Genomic DNA, 23,376 nt, shown 5'->3' on the forward strand with positions numbered 1-23,376 from the left:
TGATCGGCCACCCTCATCGTTCGTCCGGTAGCGGACGGCATCGCACTTCGAAGCCGGTGTGCGGTCGTTCAGTCGTCGCCGACCACCGGCGTCTGTCGAACGTCCCGTTCGAGTCGGTCCGCCTGTTCGAGCCGGTGCCGTCGTGCCTGTTCCGGCGTGACCGTCCCCTCGCCGTCGATGGCGTGCGTGAGCGGCTCGTAGGACCCGACGTCGAATCCCAGACGTTCCAGGTAGGACCGGACGGCGTCGGAGTCCAGTCCGTCCCGGATGGCCGCGTTGACGTGTTCGATCACCGTCTCGAACGGTGGCAGGACGATCTCCGCGTCGGTCACGCGGCCGGCGTCGTCGCCGATACGGACCGGTGTGTCCGCGGCGTCCGTCGCGACTGTGGCGACCGCGTCGGCGAGGCGGACGACCTGGCTGGGGAGAGCGGTATCCGGCGACCGCCACTCGACAGTCCCGAACCGGTCCCGCAACTGGACGGGTGTCCAGATGGCACTCTCCGGATCGAAGTTCGCCGCGACGGCGTGACGGTCGACGCCCGCGTCGCTGGCCGCCTGCTCGAACTCCTCGTAGCGCCGTTCCAGTCGCCGCGTCCACTGGTCGCGTTCGTCGAGGTAGCGCCACAACCGCCCCTGGTGTGGGAGGTCGTCGTAGGCCAGCCAGCGGTACAGTTTCGACCGAGCGCCGGCGGCCAGGTGTCGGCCACGGAAGTACGGCGAGGAGTTGACCAGCGCCAGCGCGGGGTCGAGCGCTATCAGCGTGTTCAACTGGTCGACCTCGTGGCCGGGCGACTGCTCCACGTGGACGTGCGTGCCCGCGCAGTGGCGAACGTACTCGAAGTCGTCGCCGAGGATGCGATCCTGGATCCTGGTCCGCTCGCTGGGCCGATCACGGATCACCCCCTCGCGGATCGGTGTCGCCAGCGGCACCAGACGCTTCCCCGTCCCCTCTGCCTGCCGGAGGACAGCGCCGATCCGTTCGAACAACTCGCGACGCAACGCCGCGGTCGTCTCACAGGGTGTCGTCTTGATCTCCAGCAGCGGCTCGACGAACTCCCGTTCGACGCCTGGCGACGCGGTCACGAGATCGCCCGGTTCGACCAGCCGCCCGTCCGCGTCCACGACCCAGTACTCGACCTCGATGCTCCGTCGTAACGAGTTCCCTGACATTGTGATCCCGAGGCGAGTGCGACGGCGCCGACTCCCCGACGCCCTCGACCCGTGGTAACTGTTGACATTTCGGAAAACGGTTCGCCCTCACAAATATTTTCCGCCATGTACAAATTTCGTCCGTTGTTCGGTGGCCGAACGACGGGACTACCGACATTCGTCCGACCTATCGTCCAGTGATGTCAACGGTTCGGCCCCGATCGTAAACAACGCGGCTTCAGATCAGAATGGCGAGCAGGAATCCGAGGACGAGCAGTGTCGTCAGCAGGAACTGCGCGACGGTGCTCGCGAGCATCCCGACGGTCGTGTAGACGGCCGTTCGTGCGCTGGCCGGGCCATCGCCGGTCCGACGCAGTTCCACGAGAAAGACGATGCCGGCGACGCCGAGCAAGATTCCCACGGGGCCGGCGACGAAAAACAGCAGGAAGCCGGCGACGCCGGCGAGCACCGTCGTCAGATTCCCTGCACCGCTGACTTTCGCCGAGACCGCGCCGGCGAACCAGTCGACCACGACGATCAACAGCCCCAGCAGGGTCAGCGCCACCAGCACGAGCAGGCCGGGGTCGGTGTACCCCGTCGACCACCAGTAGAGGTAGACACCCCCGAGCGAGAGCAGTGCGCCGGGGACGAGGGGGATCAGCGTCCCCAGGACGCCGACGAGCGCCAGGCCGATCGCGAGCCACACCACCAGGTCCGTGCCGAGAACGGTCGTGAGTCCGGGTCCGGTCATCTGTATCGGTCGGCCTCCGTCAGTGCCGCGTCCGGGCCGAACTCGTCGACGAGCGGTTCCAGTGCGTCACCGAGCGCGCGCATCGCCTCCGCCGTCGAGTGGTAGTCGAGCGTCGCCGCAACGGCGTCCCAGGGCCGGCCTTGGAGGGGCTTCAGGACGAGCAGTCGCTCCTGACGGGGTGTAAGGGTGAGATCCACGTCGGCGGTGAAGTACGTGACGGCCAGGCGGCGGTAGAGGCCGGGTGCCATGTCGAACAGGCCCGGACCGAAGGCCGCGCTCGCGACCTGTCGCCACTCCCAGTCGGCGAGTTCGGGGTCCGCGTCTCTGTGCAGTGCCGAGAGGGTCGCCCGCGCCACGTCCGGGTCGAGATCGGTGAGCGGGTCGGCCAGCACGTCACCGACGCGTGCGACGAACTGGTCTGCGTGGCGCGCGAACAGATCGGCCCCCGCGTCGCTCGTGGGGTCGAGCATCAGCGCGGAGTACTCACCGCTCTCGTCGTTACGCGTCGTCGAGAGGTGCACGGGAGCGTAGCCGTTCGCGGCCCAGAAGGCCAGCAGTTCGGGGGTCGCGCCGTAGCCGACGCCCAGCCAGTCCACGTCGGTCGCGAACTCCGCCCGGACCTCCGTGAGCAGGCGCGACCCCAGCCCGCGCGACCGGGCCGTGTGGTGGGTGGCGATCCGGAGGACGCGGTAGCCCACCGGGACGCCGGCCGACTCGTCCCGGAGCTGTGTCGTCAGCACGTCCGGGAGCATGTTCCCCCGGATACGAGCCCCGTCGTACATGTTCGCACGCGTCTCGTCGTCGAGGCCGCCCTCGCGGGCCAGCAACGCCACGGAGACGACGTGGCCGTCGTGCAACAACGCGCGGACGGCGACGTTCGGCGCGTCCAGCAGTCGGGCCAGGTCGTCGGGTTCGGTCCGGTAGTGCGCCAGCACGAGCAGGCCGAACGCCTCCCGGAGCAGGGTCTCGTCGGCCACGAGGTCCGCGGCGTCGAGCGTGACGTACTCCACGGTCTCGGTCTGGGCATCCGCGACGAGTGGCTCGACCGGCGGACTGGCGTCGAGCAAGAGGGCGCGGAAGGCCCACACTTCGACGGGGTCGCCGGCCGCGTACCGGATCGGCTCGGTCATCCGGATCTCGCCGACGTCGTGATCGGTCTGGTCGAGGTGGTCGCGAAAGCGCACGGAGAAGCCCCGACCCGCGCCCTCGTAGCCGTGGACGGTCGTCGCGAACGCCACCGCCGGCGCGTCGAGGAACGAGTCGAGGACGTGGACCGGGAGCGCGGCCGCCTCGTCGACGATCACGGCGTCGGGATCGCCGGGGAGGCCGGGCCCGTCGGCCGCGTCGGCCGCCCGCCGGAAACGGACCGACCCGTCCGGGGCAGTCAGTTCGTGTGGCGTGTCGGGGTCGTCGACGGAGGCGAGGGCGTCCGCGGCGGTGAGGCGCTCGCGGGCACGTTCGAGGACTTCGGCGGCGTTACGGTACGCGGGTGCCGCCACCAGCACGTCCTCGCCCGCGAGTGCGAGCGCGCCGGCGGACAGACCCGCGGCGCTCGACTTCCCGCGTCCGCGGTCGGCCTCGATCACGACCGCCTGCCCGGCCTCGCGCAGGCGTTCGAGTTCCAGCACTGCGTCGGCCTGATCGTCGGTCAAGCAGGCCTCGTAGACGGCATCGGGGAAGGTCCGGGCGTCGGGGAGCGAGACGCCACCGCCGGCCACCACCGGCGGTGGATCCGTCAGGCCGTCGCGTTCGACCCGGTGGGCGTCCGCGTCGACGACGGCGATCCCGGGGTGTGTCCGGAGCGTCTCCACCAGACGCCGGCGGAAGCGGCCGGTGACGGCCGACAGGTCCGCGGGTGGGACGGCCAGTCCCTCGTCGAACCCGTCGCGGCGGTCGGGCCAGGTGTCCAGTGACGGCGTCAACAGGACGAGGAGGCCGCCGCCGTCCACGACGCCGACGGCCCGGCCGATGGTGTTGGGCCGGCAGGCCGCGTGCATGTCGAGGACGACGGCCTCGCGGGTGGTGCCGAGCAAGTCCGCGGAGCGTTCGGGCGGAAGGTGTTCGCAGTCGAGCGCGGGTTCGGGGCCGACCAGCGTCGCGTCGGACCGGTCGATGGCGGCGGCGTCGAGGGCGTCGCCGGCCGCCCGGCGTGTCCGGTCCGGGTCGCCCGCGAGAACCAGCAGGCGGCGCTCGTCGGTCTCGCGGGCCTCGTCACGGAGGGGACCGACGACGCCGTCGAGCATACGCCTCATCGACGGGCAGCCGGCTTGTGTCTGACGGTCGCGTGGCTCCGATCGCCCGAACACTCAACTGTTCGGCCTCGGAAGGACGGCCATGTCGACGGTACGAACGCCGCTCTGTGATCGGCTCGACATCGAGGTCCCGGTCGTCCAGGCCCCAATCGGCAGTGTCTCCTGTCCCGATCTCGCGGCCGCCGTCTCGGCGGCTGGCGGGCTCGGGACGCTGGCGGTCAGCTGGCTCGGCCTCGATGCCACGGAGTCGGTGATCGCGGCGACCCGCGAGCGCACGGATCGCCCGTTCGGCGTGAACCTCGTCCTCGATCCGGACACGACGATCCACGCGACAGAGGACCACCTGACGACCTGCCTCGACGCGGGCGCGGAGGTCGTCTCCTCCTCCTTCGGCGACGCCGCGCCCTACGTCGAACAGGTTCACGACGCCGGGGGGACAGTGTTACAGACCGTCGGGAGCGCCGAGGCGGCGCGCGAGGCCGTCGCGGCCGGCGTGGACGTGCTGGTCAGCCAGGGTTGGGAGGCCGGCGGCCACGTCCAGAGCGACGTGGCGACGATGCCGCTGGTGCCGGCGGTCGCCGACGTGGCGGGCGAGGAGGTACCGGTGGTCGCGGCCGGTGGTATCGCGGACGGGCGCGGACTGGCCGCGGCGCTGGCGCTGGGCGCGGACGGCGCGTGGCTCGGGACGCGGTTCGTCGCGGCCACCGAGTCCCAGGCACACCGGGCGTACCAGCAGGCGGTGACGGATGCCGGCGCGCGTGAAGCCGTCCGGTCGGAGCTGTACGACGGTGGCTGGCCCGGACAGCCCCACCGGACGCTCGAAAACGACACGTACGCCGACTGGACCGAGGCGGGTGAACCGCCGGTCGGCGAGCGCCCGGGCGAAGGCGAGACTGTCGCCCGGTACGGGAACGGGCACCCGGTCGAGCGGTACGACGACGATCCGCCGATCGCGGACGTGGAGGGTGCCGTCGATAAGATGGCCATGTACGCCGGTCAGAGCGTCGACCTGACCGACGAGGTCCGGCCGGCCGCCGAGATCGTCGGGGAACTGGTGGCGGGGGCCTGCGAGCGTATCGACGTGTTGTCAGAATTCGCGGCCGCTGGCTGATTCGACGGCAACTGGCTCGGATCCGATATGCGGACGCCTGACACGGTTGTGGCGGCATCGAAAGCGCTTTTAGCAGGGGATAGCCAATGAAGGGATACAGCCTGCGCGGGGTTGATGATGCTCCTAGCCTCTCAGGACTTTGCCGTCCGCCGGCACGGACGTTCGGTGGACTCTCAGGCGGGGGAGCGCGAGCCCACGCGCGGGAGGTGAATACCAATGTCAGTATACGTCGATTTCGACGTCCCAGCCGACCTCGCCGAGGACGCCCTCGAGGCTCTGGAGGTCGCACGGGACACAGGAGTTGTAAAGAAAGGGACAAACGAGACGACCAAGGCCGTCGAGCGAGGGAACGCAGACCTCGTCTTCGTCGCCGAGGACGTCCAGCCCGAGGAGATCGTCATGCATCTGCCGGAGCTGGCCGCCGAGAAGGACGTGCCCTATCTGTTCGTCGAGTCCCAGTCCGACGTGGGTCACGCGGCCGGGCTGGAGGTCGGCAGTGCCGCGGCGGCCATCGTCACGGCCGGCGAGGCCAGCGGCGACGTCGACGACATCGCCCAGAAGCTCGAGGACCTCCAGTAGGTGACTCGATATGAGCGCAGAAGAAACTGAAGGCGACGGCGGCTCGACGCCCGCGGAGGTCATCGAGGTCGTCGGCCGAACCGGGATGCACGGGGAGGCCATGCAGGTCAAGTGTCGCATCCGCGAGGGCGAGAATCAGGGCCGCATCATCACCCGGAACGTCCTCGGCCCGGTCCGCGAGGGCGACGTGCTCCAGCTCCGGGAGACGGCCCGCGAGGCCGACCAGATCGGAGGACAATAATGCCACGAACCCGCGAATGTGACTTCTGTGGCGACGACATCGAACCCGGCACGGGCACCATGTTCGTGCAGAACGACGGGACGACCGTCATGTTCTGCTCCTCGAAGTGCGAGAAGAACGCCGACCTCGGCCGCGAAGCCCGCGACATGGGCTGGACCGAGGCCGGCCGCGCCGCCGGCAGCAAGCGCGCCGCCGAGACGGCCGACGAACCCGACGAGCCCGAAACCGAGGAAGAGCCCGAGGACGCGGCGGCAACCGAGGCCGACGTCGTCGAGGACACGGGTGCGGCCCCCGACCTCGAAGACGCCGAGTCCGACGCCGTCCCCGGCCCCGAAGGCGAAGGTGCCGAGGAAGCGGCCGCCGACGCGGACGCCGAGTCCGCCGAGGCCGTCGACGAGGACGCCGACGCTGACGAGGACGAGGCCGAAGACGACGAAGCCGACGAGGACGAGGCCGAAGAGGAGGAGGCCGAGGCATAGATGAGTCACGACGAGCGCACGTTCGTGATGGTCAAGCCCGACGGCGTCCAGCGCGGCCTGATCGGCGAGATCATCGGCCGCCTCGAAGAGCGCGGTCTGAAGCTCGCCGGCGCGAAGTTCATGCAGATCGACGAAGAGCTCGCCCACGAGCACTACGGCGAACACGAGGACAAGCCCTTCTTCGACGGCCTGGTCGAGTTCATCACCGCCGGTCCGGTGATGGCCATGGTCTGGGAGGGCGCCGACGCCACCCGACAGGTCCGACAGATGATGGGGACGACCGACCCCGCCGAGGCACAGCCGGGCACCATCCGCGGTGACCTCGGGCTGGACCTCGGACAGAACGTCATCCACGGCTCCGACCACGAGGATCCCGGCGCGAACGAACGGGAGATCGACCTGTTCTTCGACGAGGACGAACTGGTCGACTGGGAGAAGTCGGACGCCGAGTGGGTGTACGAGGACGTCTAACGGATCGCCACCACCTCTTCACGTATTTACCGGTCGGGAGCGACAGCCCCGCCCGTCGGGCAACTCGCGAACGGGCCAGCGCCGGCAGTAACTATTTCAAGGCCCGCCCGATAGCGGGGGTATGCGCGACCGTCGGCGCGAGCGATTGCTCGACGACGAGCGCGGGACGGCGACGCTGGCGGTCGGCGGCGGCTCGGTGTTCCCGGTGCTGGTGGGACTCGTTCTCGGCGGGCCGATGCTGGCCGCGCTGGTCGGCGCGGCCGTCCGGCGGGAGCGTGCCTTCGACTACGTGGCGACGGCCGGCGCGGCCCTGATCGCCGTGTTCGCGCTGACCGGGACGACTGGTTTCACGACGCACTGGACGGTGATCGGAATCGTGGCGGTGCTGTCGGTCCTGGCGGGTCACTGGCTCAGTTTCCGCGAGGATCGGGCGAGTCTGGTGATCGTCGGGTGTATCTACGCCGCACCGGTGGCGCTTGCGGTGGCACTGCTCCTGACGCTGTGAGGGGTCGGCGGGACGAAAATCACTCGGTGAAGATGTCGATGGACGCCTCGACGAGACAGACGACGGTCGTGACGAACGTCGAGAGGAGACGCTCGACGAGCGAGAGGTAGGCACGGTAGGCATGTGCGACGCGCCGGCCGAGCTGGTAGATCCGCCAGAGTCCGCGCAGCAGGGTGGCCCGCTCCGGATCGTCGATCTGATCGAGCATGCGCGAGACGCGGACCGCGGGCGCGGTAGTCATCGTACTTGCACGTTCCACCAACCGGCGTCTTACACGTTTCGGCTCCCGACAGCATTTCGACGGGCCCGGACCGCTATCCGGCGGCAGTTTAAGGGTCTACGCCGGTCAAGGTCGTGGCATGCCCGGCATCAACTACGAGGACTTCCTCGACCTGGACTACGAGCCCCGCGACTCGGAGCTGGTCTGTACGTTCGCGGTCGACCCGGCCAGCGACATGGACATGACCGACGCCGCCGGCCGCGTCGCCTCCGAGAGTTCGAACGGCACCTGGGCCGAGCTCCAGGCCGAGGGGTCGATCACCGACCTCTCGGCGACGGCCTGCGCGATCGACGACGGCCGGATCACGGTGGCCTATCCCGACGCGCTGTTCGAGGACGGCAACATGGCGCAGGTCCTCTCGTGTATCGCCGGGAACATCATGGGGATGAAAGCCGTCGAGCGCATCCGGTTGCTGGACTGTGACTGGCCCGAGCCGCTCGCAACCACCTTCCCGGGCCCACAGTTCGGGACGAGCGTCCGCGAGGAGATCTTCGACGCCGGCGACCGGCCGATCACCGCGACGGTCCCCAAACCCAAGGTCGGACTCTCGACCGATCAGCACGCACAGATCGGATACGAGGCCTGGACCGGCGGGCTGGACCTCCTGAAAGACGACGAGAACCTGACCGATCAGGATTTCAACCCCTTCGCGGACCGGCTCACGGAGTCGCTGGCCCAGCGCGACCGCGCCGAGGACGAAACCGGCGAGAAGAAGTCGTATCTCGTCAACGTCACCGCCGACACCCGGCGGATGCTCGAACGGGTCGATATGGTTGCCGAACACGGTGGCGAGTACGTCATGGTGGACGTGGTGACCTGTGGCTGGTCGGCGGTCCAGCGCGTCCGTGAGCGCTGCGACGAGCACGGGCTCGCCATTCACGCCCACCGTGCGATGCACGCCGCGTTCGACCGCATCCCCGACCACGGCGTGTCGATGCGCGTGCTCGCACAGGTCAGCCGGCTCTGCGGGGCCGACCAGCTCCACACCGGCACCGCCGACCTGGGCAAACTCGAAAACGAGGACACGGCGGGGATCAACGAGTGGCTCTACACGGATCTGCACGGCCTGAACGACGTGCTTCCGGTCGCGTCGGGCGGCCTCCACCCCGGCCTCGTGCCGGAACTGATCGACCGGGTTGGGACGAACGTCTGCGTCCAGGCCGGTGGGGGCGTCCACGGGCACCCCGACGGCACTCACGCCGGTGCGAAGGCGCTCAGGGCGGCGGTCGACGCGGCCGCTGCGGGCGAGGACATCGAGGCGAAAGCCGACGAGGTACCCGAACTCGCGACGGCCATCGAGAAGTGGGGGACGGAGACGCCGCGGTGAACTAGCCGTCGAGCAGGGCGTCGATCCGGTCCCAGGACAGCGGCGCGGCCGGGCCGCGCTCACCCGCGGCCAGCGCACCACAGGCGTTCGCGACCGCGAGACAGCGGTCGTAGTCCGGGTTCGCGTCGCCGAACCAGACGGTCAGAAAGCCGGCGGCGAAGGCGTCGCCAGCGCCGGTCGTGTCCACGGCCGCCACCGGGAACCCGTCGTGGCTCGCGTAGTGGCCACAGGGTGTCAGGACCTCCGCGCCCGCGGCGCCGTGTTTGAGGACCACCGTTTTGTCGAGACCGTCCGCCGGACCGAAGTGATCCTCGATGGCCGTCGCCGCCTCGCGCTCGTTGACGAACACCAGATCTGCCCGGGCGAGCGGGACGGTGAAATCCCGGGCATCGATGCGACGCCCGGGATCGAAACTCACGCGGAGACCGTGGTCGTGGGCGCGGTCGGCCAGCGTGGCGGCGGTCGCCGGATCCTGGCTCGTCAGGTGGAGGTGGTCGGCGGCCGCGAGCGTGGCCGCTTCGAGGTCCTCGGCATCGAACGCCTCGTTGCCACCCTCGTTGCCCAGCACCGCAACCTCGCCGTCGGGGTCGACGACGAGGTACTTCACCGCGGTCTCGGCGTCGGCGGTCACCAGCGGTGTGCAGTCGACGCCGGCCGCGTCGAGCGCCCGGACCGCGAGGTGGCCGTGTTCGTCCCGGCCGACGCTGCCCAGGATCGCGGCGTCGCTCCCCAATGCGGTCAGGCCGGTGGCGACGTTACAGGCGCTCCCGCCGGGGGACTGGGACTGGTCGGTGATGGTCGCCTCGCCGTCGGCTCCGGGCAGTCGGTCCACGGCGAGCGTCACGTCCCAGTTGACGTGCCCGGCACAGATCACGCGCACCACGGTGTCCTCCTCACACCGGCGCCTCCCACGGTCGTTCGGAGGTCTCGCCGAACAACTCGCGCATCAGCGTGACGATGCTCTCCGGCGGGAACTGGCCGCGCTCGGTGACGATGGCGTCCACGTGTCGGGGCGGCGTCACGTCGAACGCGGGGTTCTCGACGGTGATATCGCCGATCTCGTCGCGATCGCCCGGGTCGACGACCTCGGCCTCGTCGCGCATCTCGATCTCGACGGTGTGACCGGTCATCGTCCCCGGGTGGAGTTTGATAGTCTGGGCCGCAGTCATGATCGGGACGCCCCGCTCGCGGGCCGACACCGCGAGCCCGCTGGTCCCGATCTTGTTGATGACGGAGCCGTCGGCGGCGATGGAGTCGGCCCCCACGAGGACGTGGTCCACGTCGTCGAGGTATCGGCGGGCGGCACTGTCGACGATCAGCGTCACGGGCACGTCCCACTCCCGGAGTTGCTCGGCGGTGATGTGGCCCTGATTTCGTGGCCGGGTCTCCTTGACGACGGCCGAGAGGTCCTTGCCCTGGTCGAGGGCGGCCTCGACGCAGGCCAGCACGTCCGTCGAGTGGCAGTGGGTCATCACGGTGTCGCCGTCGCGGAGTCGGTTGGCGCCGATCTCGCCGAGGTCGTCCTGGGCGCGGTCGAGCTGGGTCTGGAACCGCTCTGCGGCGTCGACGGCGGACTGGCGGAGCCCCTCCACGGTCGTGCCGTCCATGCTCTGGAACACGAACCGGAGGGTGTTGGGGAGCGAGACGGCGGTCGGACGCGTGTCGTAGAGAACACCCGCGGCCGCGTGCATCTCGGTGCGGAAGGCCGCGGCCGTCTCGGCGTCGCTCTCCTTGGCCTGTATGGCGAGGGCCTCGGCCGCGGCGTCGGCGATGGTCGCCGCCCCACGGATATCCATCGCGGCGATCTCGGCGGCGATGTCCGCGACCGCCGGAGCTACCTCCGTGTCCATGCCGGCGAACTACGCGGTCGGTCTTGAAAAGTGACCGGGCGGACGGGGTGCGACCCGGCGGCTGTTCACTCCATGTAGCCCAGTTGCTTCAGCCGCTCCGCGACCTCTTCGTCGTCACGGCTGTCGTCCTCGTCGGCCAGCGTGATCGGTTCGCGCCGATCCCAGTCACGGTCGTCGGCGAAGATGTCGAGGACCTCGCCGGTCATGTCCTCGGGCACGGCACACCCGCTGGCGACCAGCAGAGTCGGCGCGATGTCCAGGATACTGATGTCGTCGAGTTGCCCCGTCTCGGCGAAGTCCGGGCCAGTCGCCAGGAAGATGCCGTTGGGTGTGTTCTCGGCGGCCCAGCGGTCCGGGCCGGTCTGGATCGTCCCGCCGCCGACGCCGTCGTTGACGTGGACGCCCGGTCGCTGATCGACGACGATCCCGGGCGCGTCGTCGACGTACGGGCCCTCGTACACCTCTTCGCCACGGTACACGTCGGTGAAGATCCGGCCGTGCTCGTCCTCGACGGCGGCGAGGTCGGCCATCAACTCCTCGCGGACCGATTCGGTTTCGAAGTCGGGGTTGAGGTAGATCGGCCCCTGGGCGCTGGCGACGGCCTGCGTCCGGTCGAGGTCGATGGCCTCCAGTTTCCGGGAGCGTTTGAGCCCGGCGCTCTGTGGGACCAGTGCCTGGATGCGCTCGGGAATGACGTTCGCGAGGAAGTCGACCGCGCCGGCGCGTTTGGCGACCGAGAGAACGGTCTCGCGGTCGATGCCGACCCGCTTGAGCAGGCCGTCGACGGTCTGGGTGCGGGCCTGGTAGCCGTTCTCGGCGAGCCACTCGTTGACGTAGAACTCCGTCTGGGTCGCCGCCGAGCCGTGATCGGACACGAGGACGAGGTTGGTGTCCTCCAGCTCCTGCAGGCGGCCGACCCACTCGTCGACGAGTTCCCAGGCGCGCTTGCTCGGCTCCTCGTCCCAGAAGAAGTGGTGGATGACGTTCAGGTAGAAGAGGGTGACGTGCATGAAATCGAGGTCCTCCTCCTCGAACAGCGCGACGGCGACCTCGAAGCGCTCGTCGAGCAGGTCGAGGATGGCCTCGACTTCCGCGCCGCGTTCCTCGTTCGAGGAGAGGAGTGGGTCGGGGTGGACGCGGTAGTCGAAGCGGGCTTCGAGGTCGTCGGCCAGCGACTCGGGGGCGGTGTACCCGGAGGTGATCGAGCGGTACTCGCCCTCGACGGCGTCGGGACCGCCGGCGACGACGGGGCCGTCGATTTCGCGGGGCGGGTACATCGTCGGCATGTTGACGACGCCGGCAGTCTGCCCGGCGTCGTTGAGGTAGTCCCACAGTTCGGCGGTGTCGTAGTCGCCGCCGTTGACGACCTCGATGACGCCCTCGTCGAGGTCGATCCGCTCGAACCAGAAGACGCCGAACCCACCGGGGTCCTTGCCCGAGGAGTAGCACTTCCAGTTGGGGAAGGTCACGGGCGGCAGGCAACTCCGGTGCTGTGCCCAGGCCGATGCCTCGCGGAGGGCGGCGAGGTTCGGGAGGTCGCCGGCCTCGATCCAGGGGTCGAGCAACCGCCAGCTCGCCCCGTCGAGGCCCACGACGAACGTCCGTGTCATGCCCGAGTCGACGATACGGACGCAACTATGTCTTTCCGTCCGCATTCGAGGTGAGAACCCCGCCACGGCGCCCGCGAACCCGGGACAACGACAGGTTGAAGTGAGCCGACCCGGGCCACTTCACCAGTGCCCGTCGTCGCCCACGCCTCGCCGCTCGCACCCCTCCAGCCGCCGCCTTCGACCCGTCCGTCTCACCAGCCACGGTCCCGACCACGCGGAGGGAGATCATGAGCCACCGCGCCGTCCTCTCCATCGACGTCGAGTTGTTCTCTCAGACCCCGGCCTACCGGTCGGCCTCGGGGGAGATGGCCGCGACCGGCGTCGGCCTCGCTGGCGGCGAGTTCTTCCGCGAGACCCTCCGCGAGCACGACGCCACGGCGACCTGTTTCGTCGTCTCCGGGATGGCCGAACAGTTCCCCGACGCCGTGACCGCGCTCGCAGACGCCGGGTTCGAGATCGGCTCGCACACCCACACGCACCGCCACCTCTCGGAGTTGTCACCCGCCGACTGTCGCGAGGAGATCGCCCGCTCGAAGGAGGTTCTGGAACGGGTCACCGGGGAACCGGTGACGGGCTTTCGCGCACCGTCGTTCGACATCGGCCCGAACCAGTTCGCGGCACTCTCCGAGGCGGGCTACCGCTACGACTCCAGTGTCGTCCCGAGCCGGGCGATTCCGGGCTGGTACGGCGGCGAGTTCGACCTCCACCGACCCGCGCCCGCGACGGCGGTCGATCCGGACGCCCCCGAAGGACTTGCCGAACTGCCCGTCAGCGTCATGCCGGGCCTGCGCCTCCCGCTGACGGGCACCTGGATTCGCTTCTTCGGCCCGCGGTACACCATCCTCGGGATGAAACTGCTCGCCCGGCGTGGGATCACGCCGGTCCTGTACGTCCACCCGTGGGAACTGGTCGACCTCCCCGCCGTCGAGGGGGTCCCCAGTCGCGTCTACTACCACACCGGCGAGTGGATGCGCCGGGCGATCGAGCGCATCCTCGATCAGGACTTCGCGTTCACGACCGCTCGGTCCGTGGTCGCGGACAGCATCGCGACCGACCCGGCCGGCGCGGCCGGAACCACCGATACTGAACTGGGGGAGCCTTAGCGTGTCCGAACGCACCCGTCGCGGGGTCGCGATCACACTCGTGCAGTACGCGGTCGGCATCGCCGCGCTGGCCTGGTTGGTGAGTCAGATCGACGTCGGGAACGTCCTCGACCTGCTCGGGAACCTCGACGCCGCGACGGTGCTGGCCGTGCTAGCAGTGAGCGTCGCCGGCCTGCTGGCACGCTTTTACACCTGGTACGTCGTGAGCCGGCCGTTCGGGGACGTGCGCTACCGGGACGCCGCCAGCGCCGACCTGATCGTGAAGTTCGTCAACCAGTTGCTCCCCTCGCGGCTCTCGGGCCGAGTCGCCGCGCCCTTCGTCATCCGGAGTCAGACCGGGATCAGCTACGCCGACGCGACGGCGACGGCCGGCGTCCACACGGGCATTTACGCAGTCTACTACGGTATCGTCGCGCTGCTCGGCGTGGGTTTCGTCTTCGACCGGCTCCCGTGGGGCCTGCTCGCGCTGGTCGGCCTCTCCACCGGCCTCTACGTCGCCGCTGGCGGATTCGTGCTGCTCGCGGGGATGAACCTCGAATTCCTGGACCGGCTGATCGAGGGGATCGCCGCGCTGGTCGCTCGCGTCCCCCGGGTCGGCCCCGGGCTGGCAGAGCGCCTGCGGAACGTCCTCGAATTCACGACCGCGTCGACCGTCTCGTTCCGCGCGCTGACGACGGATCCACGCATCTGGACCCACTACGGGGCGGGGTGGCTCGGCGCGCTGGTCCTCGCACCCGGTCTGCGCGTCCTGCTCCTGCTGTGGGGTTTCGGGTCGGGATTCGAGCCCGCGATTCTGGTCCCGCTCGTCCTCGTAGCGGCCTACAGCGTCACGCTCCTCCCGCTCACGCCGGGCGGGGTCGGGGTGACGGAGGCGACGGCGGCCGCCGTCTTCGTCGCGCTCGGGGTTCCGAGCGACGTGATCGTTCCAGTCATCCTGATCGACCGCGTGTTGGGGACCTACCTCCCCGCGGTCGCTGGCTGGTACCCGACGCTGAAGGTCGACGTGTCGTCGCTCGCGCCGGATCGGTAGGACGGGCCCCCACGTCTCAGAACGGCGGGAACCGCCCGTACCCGCACTCGCCCTCCCGCTGGAGGATCACGGTGTACTGGTTCTCCGCGAGTTCCTGCTCGTCGGCGAACTGGTCGGTCTGTGGGACCAGCCCGACGTGGAACAGGTCCGTCAGCGACCCCGGCGTCGGCCGGTCGGGAACGAAGTTCGGCGGGCGTGGCCCGAACTCCGCGACGATGCGGTAGCTGTACTCACCGGAGAGGAGTTCACGGAAGTACTCACGCTGGTCCTCGCCGTTGCGGTAGTACGTGCCATTTTTCAGGTACAGCAGGTCGCGATAGCCCAGCTGGACGTACTCGGGGCAGTCGACGATCGCCGCCTGTTCGCGGTCGGTCTCCTGTCCGAACAGATGGTTGATCCGCATGTCGTGTGGGATGGCGGCATCCTGGAAGTCACGCCGGTAGACCTCCATCGTGGCGTTCTCGTCGGCGTCGTCCTGTAGCCACGCGGTCGCCTGGTCGCGCGGCATCGAGGCGTACCCACCGACGCCGATTCCGGCATAGATGCCCGTCGTCATCAGCAGGAGGGCGATCACGGGCGTCCCGACGTTCGGGTTCCGCTCGCGCACCCTGATCAGGGCGAGCGCTAGCAGGAGTGCGATCAGCGGGAACGTCGGCAGTAGGTGGTGGACCCGGAAGTCGTGCCAGCGCGAGAACAACAGCAGATAGATTCCCAGCGGCAGGACCGTCAGGACGTAGGCGGCCGTGTCCGTCGCGCGGTCCCGGAGGGTAGCGAGGCTGGCGACGACGCCGAGCAGGGCCGCGACGAAAAGCGGCAGGCCGAGAGCGCTGAAGTACCCCCGCAGGAACCACCACCAGACCGGCGCGGTCGGCCCTGTGACGCGATTCCCTCTCGCGACCGACTGCCCGAACAGCCGTTCGAGGACGAGGTCCACGCCGCCGACGAGGAAGGTAGGGTAGCCAGCGAGGATGGCGACCAGCCCCAGCAACGCGCCGCCGACGACCAGCCACGGCTGGAACAGCGCCGACCACGTGGACTCCTCGGTCCCCCAGGCTCGCAGGACGAACCCGATTCCGATCAGGAGGACGATGGGCGCGGCGGTCAACTTGAACGCGATGGCGGCTCCACCGGCTGCGCTGGCCGCGAAGAAAGCGGTCCCGTCGCCGGCCCGGACGTAGCGGACGAGCAGGTACAGCGCCAGCAGGAAGAAAAACAGCGCCGGCATGTCCTCGCCGCCCTCGTGGGCGATGGTGAGGAAGCCGAAGGTGAGCGTCAGCACGAGCGCGGCCAGTCGCCCCGTCGCGCGGTCCCGGAGTTCGGTGCCGAGCCGGTAGGTAAGGTAGACCGCACCGACGGCGAACGCGACGTTGAACAGTCGGACGAACACGAGACTCCACGTCCAGATCCACTCGGGCGTGGCGTGCCAGGCCGGGTAGAAGCCGAATTCGGGGTCTGGATAGCCCAGTTCGGTGAACGCCGACAGATCGCCCGTGAAGATGGACACGAGCAGGACGGGCAACAGTGCCAGCCCGAACAGGTACAGCGTCGGGCCGAACGGGACCCGGCTCCACTCGACGCTCCGCTGGAGCGTCTCGACGCTGGGATCGGCGAGCATCCGTCCCATGGGGACCATCGCGTCGAGCAGGCGGCTCTTCTCGTCTCTGGTGGCGAAGTTGGGGATGCGGTGCCAGAACCAGAAGCTGCACAACACGCCGGCGAGCAAGACGATGAAGGGCAGGTACGGATCGGACCGGAGGTCGTCCACGACCTGCGCGCGGACACGGCGAAGGAGGGCACGAATACGGGACGCCATACCGGATCCAATCCGTGACTGCGGTAAAAACGGAACGGAGTCAGTCGCTCGTCGGCGCGGCCAGTCCCACGTCGATCTCGCCGGCGTCGAGTTCTTCCTCGACCTCGCGTGCGGCCTGGACCATGTTCTCCATCTTGCCGTAGGCCACCTCGCGGGGCAGGAGCTTCAGGCCGCAGTCGGGGGACACGGTGAGTCGCTCCGGCGGGACGACCTCGAAGCCCTTCACGATGTTCTCTTTGATCTCCTCGACGGGTTCGACCTCCGCGACGTGGGCGTCGACGACGCCCAGCGCGAGGTCCTTCGTGAACTCGTGCTCGGTGAACACGTCGAGTTGCTCGTAGTTGCCGTTACAGAGTTCGAGGTCGTACTCGTCGACCGGGTAGTCGAGCATCTCGGGGTAGATGCGCGAGTAGTCGCCGTAACAGACGTGGAGGCCGACGCGCACGTCCTCGGGGACCTCGTCGACGATCCGGTCGAGACAGGCACCGACGATGGCGTGGTCGTCGGGGGTCGTCGCGAGCGCGGGCTCGTCGATCTGGATGTACGTCGCGCCGGCGTCGACCAGCCGTTCGATCTCCTCGTTGACGAGGTCGGCCAGGTCGTAGGCCAGCTGTTCCTCGTCGTCGTAGACCTCGTTGAACGACCAGTTCGCGAGGGTGTAGGGTCCCGTGATGGGGACCTTGACCGGGCGCTCCGAGACCGAGTCGGTGAACTCGAACTCGTCGACGAGCCACTCCTCGCCGTACTCGACCTCCTCGACGACGGAGGGCTTGTCGAAGTAGTTGTGGCCCCAGACCTTGACTCGACCGTTGAACTCGTAACCCTCGATCAGGTGGGCGAAGTACTCCACCATCTCGTTGCGCCGCATCTCGCCGTCACAGATCACGTCCATCCCGGTGCGCTCGTGTTCCTCGGTGATGAGACGGGCGGCGTCGTCGGTGGCCTCCTGCCAGTCGTCCTCGTCGAAACTGGCGTCCTCGTCTTCGAGGAGTTCGCGGGCGCGGTCGAGCCACTTGGGCTTCTTGTAACTGCCGACGACGGTCGTCAGCAGGAAGTGATCGTTCGGGTGGTTCTCCGGACGGAACTGTTCTCGGGTGTCGCTCATGCGAGCGTCACCTCCGTGATGCGAGTACGGCGTCGATAGTCACAGCCCGTGCAACGTAGTGAACCGGAATGTCTGTCGGAACTCATGCGGAGATCACCGCTTTGTTGACGGCGGCCAGCGCGTCCAGTTTCGCCTCGTACTTGTTGGCCGGAAGGTAGAACGTCTCGGTGTTGATCGTCGCGTAGACGGTCTCGAAGTCCGTTCCGGGAGTGTTGTCGTCGACCCACTCGATGCGCTCGGCGATGGTGTCGGGCCCTTCGACCAGCGTGTTCTGTCCGTCGACGACGCCCAGCGCCACGTCGTCCTTGGTGCCGTACTCGCTGATGTTGTAGACGTTGTCCTCGTGGTTGGCCACGAAGTCGAAGCCGATGGCGTCCACGTCGGCGTCCATCAGGTGCGCGTAGACTTTCTCGCCCAGCGCACCCCAGTAAGTGTGGGCGACGACGTCGGCGTCGGCGGCCGCCGCGACGGCGTCGATGGCTTCGCTGGCGCGCTCGTCTTCGCCGTCTCCGGGCGGGTTCTCGACGAGGGAGGGTTCGAGCAGGAACAGCGTCTCCACGTCGGGGAACTCGGAAATCTCGTCGGCGAGGAAGCCCGCCACGGCGTCGAGGAAGGCTCCGTCGTCACCGTAGTGTTCGTCGGTCGCGAGATCGGCCAGGGAGTAGGGACCGGGGAGAACCGCCTGCAGACCCGAATCGACCCGTTCGCTCGCGGCGTCGAGTTCGGCGGCCACGTCGCCGGTCGCGGCGAGGTCGTCGGTCACGACCGGCTCCCTGTAGAAGTTGTTGTTGTCGTAGTACCGGACGATCCCGCGGGTCTCGACGGCGTCGGCGACCGCGAGCGGGTGGGCGATCATGTCGTCCCAGCGGCCCTGCCCCTCGACGACCCGGTCGAGGCCGGCCGACTGCTGGTGGTCGACGTACTCACTGCGAACACGCTCGTAAGCGTCCTCGATAGCACCTCCCTCGCTCCCGTCGATCAGATCGGCCTTCTGGTGGCCTTTCAGATCCGATAACTCGTCTTTCGCCCAGTCGGGCAACGGGAACAATCCCGGTGTCGTCGTAACTACCTCTGACATTGGACCATCGTACGAAATGATGCCCTTTAATATTTGCTAATCGGTTTGATGTCTAGTAGTTATATAGACACGGTCGAACGGAGGTCGGATCGGCGGCGAGGTCACACCGGCGGTCCGTCGTGCCTGGTTGCAGACGGACCGCTCACACCGACAATCGAACTGTCTGATCGGCGCAGACTATTTTACGTGTAGAAGTTTGTGAAATAAGTTTTGTTGCAGGAAATCCGAGTGGTTAATCGCCTTACTTATCCTGCAGGTCCGAATAGTGACGGGTGGCATGAAACGAACTGCCATGAAAGCGATCCTCGCCGTCCTGGCGGGGGTGTTCGGGGTTGGAACCGCAGCAGCAGAGACAGGGGGTAGCGGCGGCTTCTCGTCGGCGATCCGTGAATTCCTCATCGGGATCGTCCAGAAACTGCCGCCGGAGCTCCAGCAGCAGATCTCCGAGCTCCTCCTGAACAGCGGCCTCCTGTAAGCGGTCTTCGGGGGGTAGCGAGAGACCGATTCGGGCTCGACCAGCCCGGCTCTTTTCGACGTGGTTCGTGGCGAGCGACAGGACCGGATCAGGCCGGCTCGTCCGCCACGTCGGCCGGCGCGATCGATAGCACGACCAGCCGCTCGAACGGGTGTTTCTCCGCCGCGACTTCCTCGGCGACCAGCCCCTGCTCTCCAGCGTACTCGACGACCGCCTCCAGACCCGTGAGCGTCGAGAGCAAGAGCAACACGCGACCGCCGGGCGCGAGCACGCGTTCCACGTCGTCGAGGAAGGGTTCGATCACCGCACGGCCGTCTTCGCCGCCCGAGAGCGCGTACTCCATCCAGTCGTCGCGTTCGTCCTCGGGCGGCGTCGGCAGGTAGGGCGGGTTGAAAACCACCAAGTCGAACACCGCGTCCCGGAAAGGATCGGTCAGGTTGGCCTGCACGACCGGGACGCCGTTCGCGCGGGCCTCGCGGCAGGCGAGTGGGTTGACGTCCACGCCCACCACGTCGACCCCGGCGTCGGCGGTCACGCTCGCGGCGTAGCCGCTCCCGGTGCCAACGTCCAGAACCAGTTCCCCCTCCCGGACCCGCTCGGCGGCAGTGTCCGCCAGCAACCGCGAGTCCTCCGCTGGCTGGTACACCTGCTCCAGGTCCCGGCGCTCGGCGAGGTCGGTCACGACTCGTCGACCTCCGGCGACTCGCCGTCCGTCTCGGCTTCGGGCGGTTCGTCCCCGTCCGGCGAGGCCCGACCGCTCCCGCTGGCCGTCTCGCCATCGTCGACGTCACCGTCTGCGGACAGCGCCGCCCGCTCGCCGCCGGCGAGTTTGAGTCCCGACGCTTCCTCGCGGCCCATGAGTTCCCGCTGGGGGAAAGGGATCTTGATCCCCTCCCGGTCGAACGCAGTCTTGACGGCCTCGACGACGCTCGAGCGAATCTGCCACTCGCGTCGCGCGCTCGGGTCGTCGATCCAGAAGCGACACTCCAGCACGACGGCCGAGTCGCCGAACTCCCGGAGGACGACGAGCGGGTCGGGCTTTTCGAGCACCTCGTCGAGCTCCGTCATCGCGTCCTGCGCCACCGACGCGGCGTGTTTGGGGTCGGCCTCGTAGTCGACGCCGACCTCCACGTCGACCCGGAGTCGGCCCGCGCGGGACCGATTGACGACCGCGTTGCTCGTGACGATGTCGTTCGGGATCAGGACGTACTCGTCTTCGGGCGTCTTGATCTCGGTGTTGAAGATGGTCACGTCGGTGACGATACCCTCCCGCTCGGAGACCACCACCCAGTCACCCACGTCGAACGGCCGCGAGAAAAGCAGGACGAACCCTGCGAGCACCGCGGCCAGCGTCTGACGGGCGGCAAGACCGACCACGACGCCCAGAAACCCCGCCCCGAGCAGGAGGTTGCTCAGGTCGACGCCCCAGATGGAGAACGCGCCGAGGATCGCAAAGAGGTAGACGCTCACCTGTGCCAGGTGGTAGCCGACCTCGCGCTGGTGGATCGAGATGGCCGACCGCTGTTCGGACAGGTCCTTCATGATCCGCTTGACGAGGACCGTCAGCGCGTACGCGAACACGAACAGCAGGAGCGTGATGAACAGCCTGACGAGCGAGCGCGGGTCCGCCTGGACGAGTGCGAGCACCCCCGCCGCTTCGTCGGACGCCCGCCAGATTATCGTCACCAGCGCCCCGGCCGCGACGGTCACCACGATGACCAGCGCCGCCTGTGCCCCCTCCACGAGCGGCTTGTTCAGTGAGAGTCTGTCGTGGAGTACAGGCCCCATCTGTTTGACCGTGATCGAGAGCGCGGCCCACGCTCCGACGATCAGAATCGTCGCGAGGATCCGGAGCGTCCGCGTGTCGAGGACGTTCTGGATCGTGTCGACGACCGCCCCCGCGAGCGTCACGGCTCGCCCACCTCCCAGGCCAGCCGTGCCAGTTCCGCGAACTCCGCCGGCGTGACCTTGCCCGCGCGCCGCCCCATCAACTCCTCGTCGGCGGCGTCGACGACGGCGTCGGGATCACCGAGGCCGGAGATGTGCGCCGTGTTCCGGACGGCGTTGCGCATCGTCTTCCGGCGCTGGGTGAACACGGCCGTGACGAAATCGAGGAAGAAGTCGTCGTCCGGCACGTCGTAGTCCGGGTCCCGCGGCCGTGCACGGACGACGGCACTCTCGACGGCGGGCGGCGGCGAGAACGCCTCCTTCGGAACGGTCTCGACGACCGCTACGTCGGCGTAGTGCCCGGCCGTCACCGAGAGCCGACCGTACTCGTCGGTGGCCGGGTCGGCGGCCATGCGCTCGGCGAACTCCCGCTGGAACATCAACACGAGCGGGCAGTCACGGGGCAGGAGTCGAAAGGCGATCTCGCTAGAGACGCCGTAGGGCAGGTTCGAGACCGAGAGCGAGAAGTCGGGGAGATCCACGTCGAGGGCGTCGCCCTCGATCACGGTGAGCCGGTCGCCCTCGATCTCGGCGACGAACTCCTCGCGGAGGAAGGCGGCGAGGTCGCGGTCGCGCTCGATCACGGTCACCCGGTCGGCGACCGCGAGCAGTCGGTCGGTGAGCGCGCCCGTCCCGCCGCCGATTTCGAGGACGTGGCTCGTGTCGGCGTCGATTTCGGTGGCGTAGCCCGGCAGACGGTCGAGGACGCGGTCGTCGACGAGGAAGTGCTGATCCCGGTCTGGGTCGCCGCGCACGCCGGCGCGGGCCAGCAGGGCGTCGGGGTCGCGGCTACCGGGCGTCGGCGCGTCGTCGGCGGGGCCACCAGTCATTGCCGGAACCTGAACCTCGCCGACCAAAAACGTGTCAGTCCTGGTCGTCGGTACCGACGAACGTCCGGTATTTCAGGTCCTCCTCACGGAGTTCTTCGAGGACGCGCTCGACCAGCACCGCTCTGGGGTTGTGGAGGCCGCTGACGCGAGCCTGGAGGTCCTCGAAGTTCTGGAAGGGGCGGCGGTCGCGCTCGTCGAGGATGTTGTTGCGGAGCTTCTTGCCGATCCCCGGCAGCAGGTTCAACTGGTGGAGTCGCAGGGTGATCGGCTGGGCGTCGTTGTAGAAGTCGACGAACCGGCCCTCGTTGGTCGTGACGATCTCCTCGACGACGTACTCCAGTTCCGAGCGCGCGCCGCTGGGGAGGTCCTCGTACTCGATGGTCCGGATACGCTCGACCGGGCTGTCCGCACCGCGTTCGACGGGGATTCGGTCGCCGATCTGAACGTCCGCGTCGTCGTCGACCCGGAGTTCGAACAGCTCGAAGTCGGACTCGGTCAGGACGTACGCGAGCGGCGACTTCTCGTACTGTGGGCGGTCGTCCTCCGTGCGCCCGTGTGGCAGGAAGTCGAGGACGACACCCGTCTCGCGCTCCGTGTCGGCGGCCGGGTCGCCGCTCTCGGAATCGCTCATGCACGCCGATACGGCGACGGGATACATAAAAGCCCCAGCCGACGGGGCACTCAGACGTACTTCGCGACGACGTCGAGGATGTCGTCGAGTTCGTCGCCCGAGAGGGAGAACCGTTCCTGGGCGTAGATTGCGCGCAACTCGTCGCGGTCCTTCGGCGTCGTGTTGGCGATCTTGTAGGCGGTCGCCTCGTCGACCTTCTCCAGTTCCAGCAGTTCGTCGACGAACTCCTGGGACTCCTCGGGGTCGAGCGTGGCGAACCGGTTGACGTGCTCGATGGCCCGCGCCAGTTCGTAGCGCATCTCCCGATCCTCGTCGGCGGCACGCTCGCGTTCGAGCGACTCGAGGATCTCCTTGGTCTCGGCGAGCGTCAGGTACTCCTCGCCGACCTTCTCCTTGAAGATCGTCATTCCTGGACGCTGATGTGGGCGGGCTTTGCGATGATCGTCTTCTCTTTGCCCTGATCCTCGATCAGGACCTTGTAGGCCTTCCCCTGCTTACCCTCGACGGTTCCCGTGTGACCGTTGAACCGCGGGTGGAACCGACCGTCGTTGACCGACGGATCGATGCGAAGGTGGACCTTCTGACCCGCCTCGAACTCCTGGACGGACCGCTGGGGCGGGGACGTACCCCGGTCACGGGGGTCGTTTTTCAGCTTGTGGCGCGTCTTCTTCAGTGGACCGTGCGAATTGGGCATTCGTGGCTGTCGGTTGTGTGGTCGGGCTTATAAAACGTGCGTTCCGCCGCCGCCAGCGACGGC

At 68.3% G+C, this 23,376-nt stretch carries 26 protein-coding genes; 10 read left to right on the plus strand and 16 right to left on the minus strand.

Annotation, left to right across the window (positions count from 1 at the left end; all coding sequences use genetic code 11):
* Nucleotides 1-68: 68 nt before the first annotated feature.
* The 3 genes from EAF64_RS18625 to tmcA form a co-directional block, all read right to left on the minus strand.
* On the minus strand, nucleotides 69-1,172 hold the full coding sequence (locus EAF64_RS18625) for a glutamate-cysteine ligase family protein (protein ID WP_129070485.1): 1,104 nt from the start codon (nucleotides 1,170-1,172) through the stop codon (nucleotides 69-71).
* Between the two features lie 217 nt (nucleotides 1,173-1,389).
* Complete coding sequence (locus EAF64_RS18630) at nucleotides 1,390-1,902, minus strand: DUF456 domain-containing protein (protein ID WP_129070486.1); 513 nt, start codon at nucleotides 1,900-1,902, stop codon at nucleotides 1,390-1,392.
* Nucleotides 1,899-4,145, minus strand: coding sequence for a tRNA(Met) cytidine acetyltransferase TmcA (tmcA, locus tag EAF64_RS18635; RefSeq protein ID WP_227739060.1), 2,247 nt, complete (start codon nucleotides 4,143-4,145; stop codon nucleotides 1,899-1,901). Before tmcA ends, EAF64_RS18630 begins: the two co-directional genes overlap by 4 nt.
* Nucleotides 4,146-4,236: 91 nt before the next feature.
* On the opposite strand from tmcA, the gene EAF64_RS18640 reads away from it, so the two are divergent.
* The 6 genes from EAF64_RS18640 (at nucleotide 4,237) to EAF64_RS18665 (ending at nucleotide 7,540) form a co-directional block, all read left to right on the plus strand.
* Nucleotides 4,237-5,265: an NAD(P)H-dependent flavin oxidoreductase gene (locus tag EAF64_RS18640; protein WP_129070488.1), complete on the plus strand. Its 1,029-nt coding sequence runs from the start codon at nucleotides 4,237-4,239 to the stop codon at nucleotides 5,263-5,265.
* A gap of 216 nt (nucleotides 5,266-5,481) precedes the next feature.
* Nucleotides 5,482-5,844, plus strand: coding sequence for a 50S ribosomal protein L7Ae (gene rpl7ae, locus EAF64_RS18645; RefSeq protein ID WP_129070489.1), 363 nt, complete (start codon nucleotides 5,482-5,484; stop codon nucleotides 5,842-5,844).
* 10 nt (nucleotides 5,845-5,854) lie between these two features.
* Nucleotides 5,855-6,085, plus strand: coding sequence for a 30S ribosomal protein S28e (locus tag EAF64_RS18650; protein ID WP_129070490.1), 231 nt, complete (start codon nucleotides 5,855-5,857; stop codon nucleotides 6,083-6,085).
* A complete protein-coding gene (locus tag EAF64_RS18655; RefSeq protein ID WP_129070491.1) occupies nucleotides 6,085-6,564 on the plus strand; it encodes a 50S ribosomal protein L24e in 480 nt (159 codons plus the stop codon). The genes EAF64_RS18650 and EAF64_RS18655 overlap by 1 nt, the downstream gene beginning before the upstream one ends.
* Nucleotides 6,565-7,035, plus strand: a complete 471-nt coding sequence (gene ndk, locus EAF64_RS18660) for a nucleoside-diphosphate kinase (protein ID WP_129070492.1) — start codon at nucleotides 6,565-6,567, stop codon at nucleotides 7,033-7,035.
* A gap of 121 nt (nucleotides 7,036-7,156) precedes the next feature.
* Nucleotides 7,157-7,540, plus strand: coding sequence for a hypothetical protein (locus EAF64_RS18665; RefSeq protein ID WP_129070493.1), 384 nt, complete (start codon nucleotides 7,157-7,159; stop codon nucleotides 7,538-7,540).
* Nucleotides 7,541-7,559: 19 nt separating this feature from the next.
* Here EAF64_RS18665 and EAF64_RS18670 read toward each other — a convergent pair whose 3' ends face one another.
* Nucleotides 7,560-7,781, minus strand: coding sequence for a hypothetical protein (locus tag EAF64_RS18670; protein ID WP_129070494.1), 222 nt, complete (start codon nucleotides 7,779-7,781; stop codon nucleotides 7,560-7,562).
* Nucleotides 7,782-7,899: 118 nt separating this feature from the next.
* Here EAF64_RS18670 and rbcL point away from each other — a divergent pair, with 118 nt between their 5' ends.
* Nucleotides 7,900-9,147: a type III ribulose-bisphosphate carboxylase gene (gene rbcL / locus EAF64_RS18675; RefSeq protein WP_129070495.1), complete on the plus strand. Its 1,248-nt coding sequence runs from the start codon at nucleotides 7,900-7,902 to the stop codon at nucleotides 9,145-9,147.
* A gap of 1 nt (nucleotide 9,148) precedes the next feature.
* Here the strand turns inward: rbcL and EAF64_RS18680 are convergent, their stop codons facing one another.
* The 3 genes from EAF64_RS18680 to EAF64_RS18690 form a co-directional block, all read right to left on the minus strand.
* The gene (locus EAF64_RS18680; protein ID WP_129070496.1) at nucleotides 9,149-10,030 is read right to left on the minus strand and encodes a carbohydrate kinase family protein; all 882 of its coding nucleotides are present in this window, start codon (nucleotides 10,028-10,030) and stop codon (nucleotides 9,149-9,151) included.
* Between the two features lie 10 nt (nucleotides 10,031-10,040).
* Complete coding sequence (locus EAF64_RS18685) at nucleotides 10,041-10,997, minus strand: ribose 1,5-bisphosphate isomerase (protein ID WP_129070497.1); 957 nt, start codon at nucleotides 10,995-10,997, stop codon at nucleotides 10,041-10,043.
* 65 nt (nucleotides 10,998-11,062) lie between these two features.
* Nucleotides 11,063-12,607, minus strand: coding sequence for an alkaline phosphatase family protein (locus tag EAF64_RS18690; RefSeq protein ID WP_129070498.1), 1,545 nt, complete (start codon nucleotides 12,605-12,607; stop codon nucleotides 11,063-11,065).
* 227 nt (nucleotides 12,608-12,834) lie between these two features.
* On the opposite strand from EAF64_RS18690, the gene EAF64_RS18695 reads away from it, so the two are divergent.
* Both EAF64_RS18695 and EAF64_RS18700 read left to right on the plus strand, forming a co-directional pair.
* A complete protein-coding gene (locus EAF64_RS18695; protein WP_129070499.1) occupies nucleotides 12,835-13,710 on the plus strand; it encodes a polysaccharide deacetylase family protein in 876 nt (291 codons plus the stop codon).
* Nucleotide 13,711: 1 nt separating this feature from the next.
* Nucleotides 13,712-14,740 (plus strand): lysylphosphatidylglycerol synthase transmembrane domain-containing protein, encoded by a 1,029-nt coding sequence (locus EAF64_RS18700; protein WP_129070500.1) that lies wholly within the window; start codon nucleotides 13,712-13,714, stop codon nucleotides 14,738-14,740.
* 16 nt (nucleotides 14,741-14,756) lie between these two features.
* On the opposite strand, the gene EAF64_RS18705 is transcribed toward EAF64_RS18700, so the two are convergent.
* The 3 genes from EAF64_RS18705 to EAF64_RS18715 form a co-directional block, all read right to left on the minus strand.
* Nucleotides 14,757-16,553, minus strand: coding sequence for an ArnT family glycosyltransferase (locus tag EAF64_RS18705; RefSeq protein ID WP_129070501.1), 1,797 nt, complete (start codon nucleotides 16,551-16,553; stop codon nucleotides 14,757-14,759).
* A 40-nt stretch (nucleotides 16,554-16,593) separates the two neighbouring features.
* Entirely contained in the window at nucleotides 16,594-17,658 is a 1,065-nt protein-coding gene (locus EAF64_RS18710) for a methionine synthase (RefSeq protein WP_129070502.1), read from the minus strand.
* An 82-nt stretch (nucleotides 17,659-17,740) separates the two neighbouring features.
* Nucleotides 17,741-18,736: a 5-methyltetrahydropteroyltriglutamate--homocysteine methyltransferase gene (locus EAF64_RS18715; RefSeq protein WP_129070503.1), complete on the minus strand. Its 996-nt coding sequence runs from the start codon at nucleotides 18,734-18,736 to the stop codon at nucleotides 17,741-17,743.
* 277 nt (nucleotides 18,737-19,013) lie between these two features.
* On the opposite strand from EAF64_RS18715, the gene EAF64_RS18720 reads away from it, so the two are divergent.
* The gene (locus EAF64_RS18720) at nucleotides 19,014-19,211 is read left to right on the plus strand and encodes a hypothetical protein (protein WP_129070504.1); all 198 of its coding nucleotides are present in this window, start codon (nucleotides 19,014-19,016) and stop codon (nucleotides 19,209-19,211) included.
* An 88-nt stretch (nucleotides 19,212-19,299) separates the two neighbouring features.
* On the opposite strand, the gene EAF64_RS18725 is transcribed toward EAF64_RS18720, so the two are convergent.
* Genes EAF64_RS18725 through EAF64_RS18750 form a run of 6 tightly spaced genes read right to left on the minus strand, consistent with a single transcriptional unit; the run spans nucleotide 19,300 to nucleotide 23,313 of the window.
* Entirely contained in the window at nucleotides 19,300-19,893 is a 594-nt protein-coding gene (locus tag EAF64_RS18725) for a HemK2/MTQ2 family protein methyltransferase (protein WP_129070505.1), read from the minus strand.
* Nucleotides 19,890-21,122: a mechanosensitive ion channel family protein gene (locus tag EAF64_RS18730; protein ID WP_129070506.1), complete on the minus strand. Its 1,233-nt coding sequence runs from the start codon at nucleotides 21,120-21,122 to the stop codon at nucleotides 19,890-19,892. Before EAF64_RS18730 ends, EAF64_RS18725 begins: the two co-directional genes overlap by 4 nt.
* Nucleotides 21,119-21,988: a 16S ribosomal RNA methyltransferase A gene (locus EAF64_RS18735; RefSeq protein WP_129070507.1), complete on the minus strand. Its 870-nt coding sequence runs from the start codon at nucleotides 21,986-21,988 to the stop codon at nucleotides 21,119-21,121. The genes EAF64_RS18730 and EAF64_RS18735 overlap by 4 nt, the downstream gene beginning before the upstream one ends.
* 34 nt (nucleotides 21,989-22,022) lie before the next feature.
* Complete coding sequence (locus EAF64_RS18740; RefSeq protein WP_129070508.1) at nucleotides 22,023-22,619, minus strand: DUF655 domain-containing protein; 597 nt, start codon at nucleotides 22,617-22,619, stop codon at nucleotides 22,023-22,025.
* Between the two features lie 50 nt (nucleotides 22,620-22,669).
* Nucleotides 22,670-23,026, minus strand: a complete 357-nt coding sequence (locus EAF64_RS18745; protein WP_129070509.1) for an RNA polymerase Rpb4 family protein — start codon at nucleotides 23,024-23,026, stop codon at nucleotides 22,670-22,672.
* Nucleotides 23,023-23,313 (minus strand): 50S ribosomal protein L21e, encoded by a 291-nt coding sequence (locus EAF64_RS18750; protein WP_129070510.1) that lies wholly within the window; start codon nucleotides 23,311-23,313, stop codon nucleotides 23,023-23,025. The genes EAF64_RS18745 and EAF64_RS18750 overlap by 4 nt, the downstream gene beginning before the upstream one ends.
* Nucleotides 23,314-23,376 lie beyond the last annotated feature (63 nt).

This window comes from Halorientalis pallida, assembly GCF_004118325.1.
Taxonomy (GTDB): domain Archaea; phylum Halobacteriota; class Halobacteria; order Halobacteriales; family Haloarculaceae; genus Halorientalis; species Halorientalis pallida.

Coding starts and splice junctions, on each gene's coding strand:
- EAF64_RS18630 (WP_129070486.1), bottom strand. CDS start 1,902: ATGACCGGACCCGGACTCACGACCGTTCTCGGCACGGACCTGGTGGTG.
- EAF64_RS18735 (WP_129070507.1), bottom strand. CDS start 21,988: ATGACTGGTGGCCCCGCCGACGACGCGCCGACGCCCGGTAGCCGCGAC.
- EAF64_RS18745 (WP_129070509.1), bottom strand. CDS start 23,026: ATGACGATCTTCAAGGAGAAGGTCGGCGAGGAGTACCTGACGCTCGCC.
- EAF64_RS18750 (WP_129070510.1), bottom strand. CDS start 23,313: ATGCCCAATTCGCACGGTCCACTGAAGAAGACGCGCCACAAGCTGAAA.
- EAF64_RS18685 (WP_129070497.1), bottom strand. CDS start 10,997: ATGGACACGGAGGTAGCTCCGGCGGTCGCGGACATCGCCGCCGAGATC.
- EAF64_RS18720 (WP_129070504.1), top strand. CDS start 19,014: ATGAAACGAACTGCCATGAAAGCGATCCTCGCCGTCCTGGCGGGGGTG.
- rbcL (WP_129070495.1), top strand. CDS start 7,900: ATGCCCGGCATCAACTACGAGGACTTCCTCGACCTGGACTACGAGCCC.
- EAF64_RS18695 (WP_129070499.1), top strand. CDS start 12,835: ATGAGCCACCGCGCCGTCCTCTCCATCGACGTCGAGTTGTTCTCTCAG.
- tmcA (WP_227739060.1), bottom strand. CDS start 4,145: ATGCTCGACGGCGTCGTCGGTCCCCTCCGTGACGAGGCCCGCGAGACC.
- EAF64_RS18625 (WP_129070485.1), bottom strand. CDS start 1,172: ATGTCAGGGAACTCGTTACGACGGAGCATCGAGGTCGAGTACTGGGTC.
- EAF64_RS18650 (WP_129070490.1), top strand. CDS start 5,855: ATGAGCGCAGAAGAAACTGAAGGCGACGGCGGCTCGACGCCCGCGGAG.
- EAF64_RS18640 (WP_129070488.1), top strand. CDS start 4,237: ATGTCGACGGTACGAACGCCGCTCTGTGATCGGCTCGACATCGAGGTC.
- EAF64_RS18655 (WP_129070491.1), top strand. CDS start 6,085: ATGCCACGAACCCGCGAATGTGACTTCTGTGGCGACGACATCGAACCC.
- rpl7ae (WP_129070489.1), top strand. CDS start 5,482: ATGTCAGTATACGTCGATTTCGACGTCCCAGCCGACCTCGCCGAGGAC.
- ndk (WP_129070492.1), top strand. CDS start 6,565: ATGAGTCACGACGAGCGCACGTTCGTGATGGTCAAGCCCGACGGCGTC.
- EAF64_RS18690 (WP_129070498.1), bottom strand. CDS start 12,607: ATGACACGGACGTTCGTCGTGGGCCTCGACGGGGCGAGCTGGCGGTTG.
- EAF64_RS18715 (WP_129070503.1), bottom strand. CDS start 18,736: ATGTCAGAGGTAGTTACGACGACACCGGGATTGTTCCCGTTGCCCGAC.
- EAF64_RS18710 (WP_129070502.1), bottom strand. CDS start 17,658: ATGAGCGACACCCGAGAACAGTTCCGTCCGGAGAACCACCCGAACGAT.
- EAF64_RS18670 (WP_129070494.1), bottom strand. CDS start 7,781: ATGACTACCGCGCCCGCGGTCCGCGTCTCGCGCATGCTCGATCAGATC.
- EAF64_RS18705 (WP_129070501.1), bottom strand. CDS start 16,553: ATGGCGTCCCGTATTCGTGCCCTCCTTCGCCGTGTCCGCGCGCAGGTC.
- EAF64_RS18665 (WP_129070493.1), top strand. CDS start 7,157: ATGCGCGACCGTCGGCGCGAGCGATTGCTCGACGACGAGCGCGGGACG.
- EAF64_RS18740 (WP_129070508.1), bottom strand. CDS start 22,619: ATGAGCGATTCCGAGAGCGGCGACCCGGCCGCCGACACGGAGCGCGAG.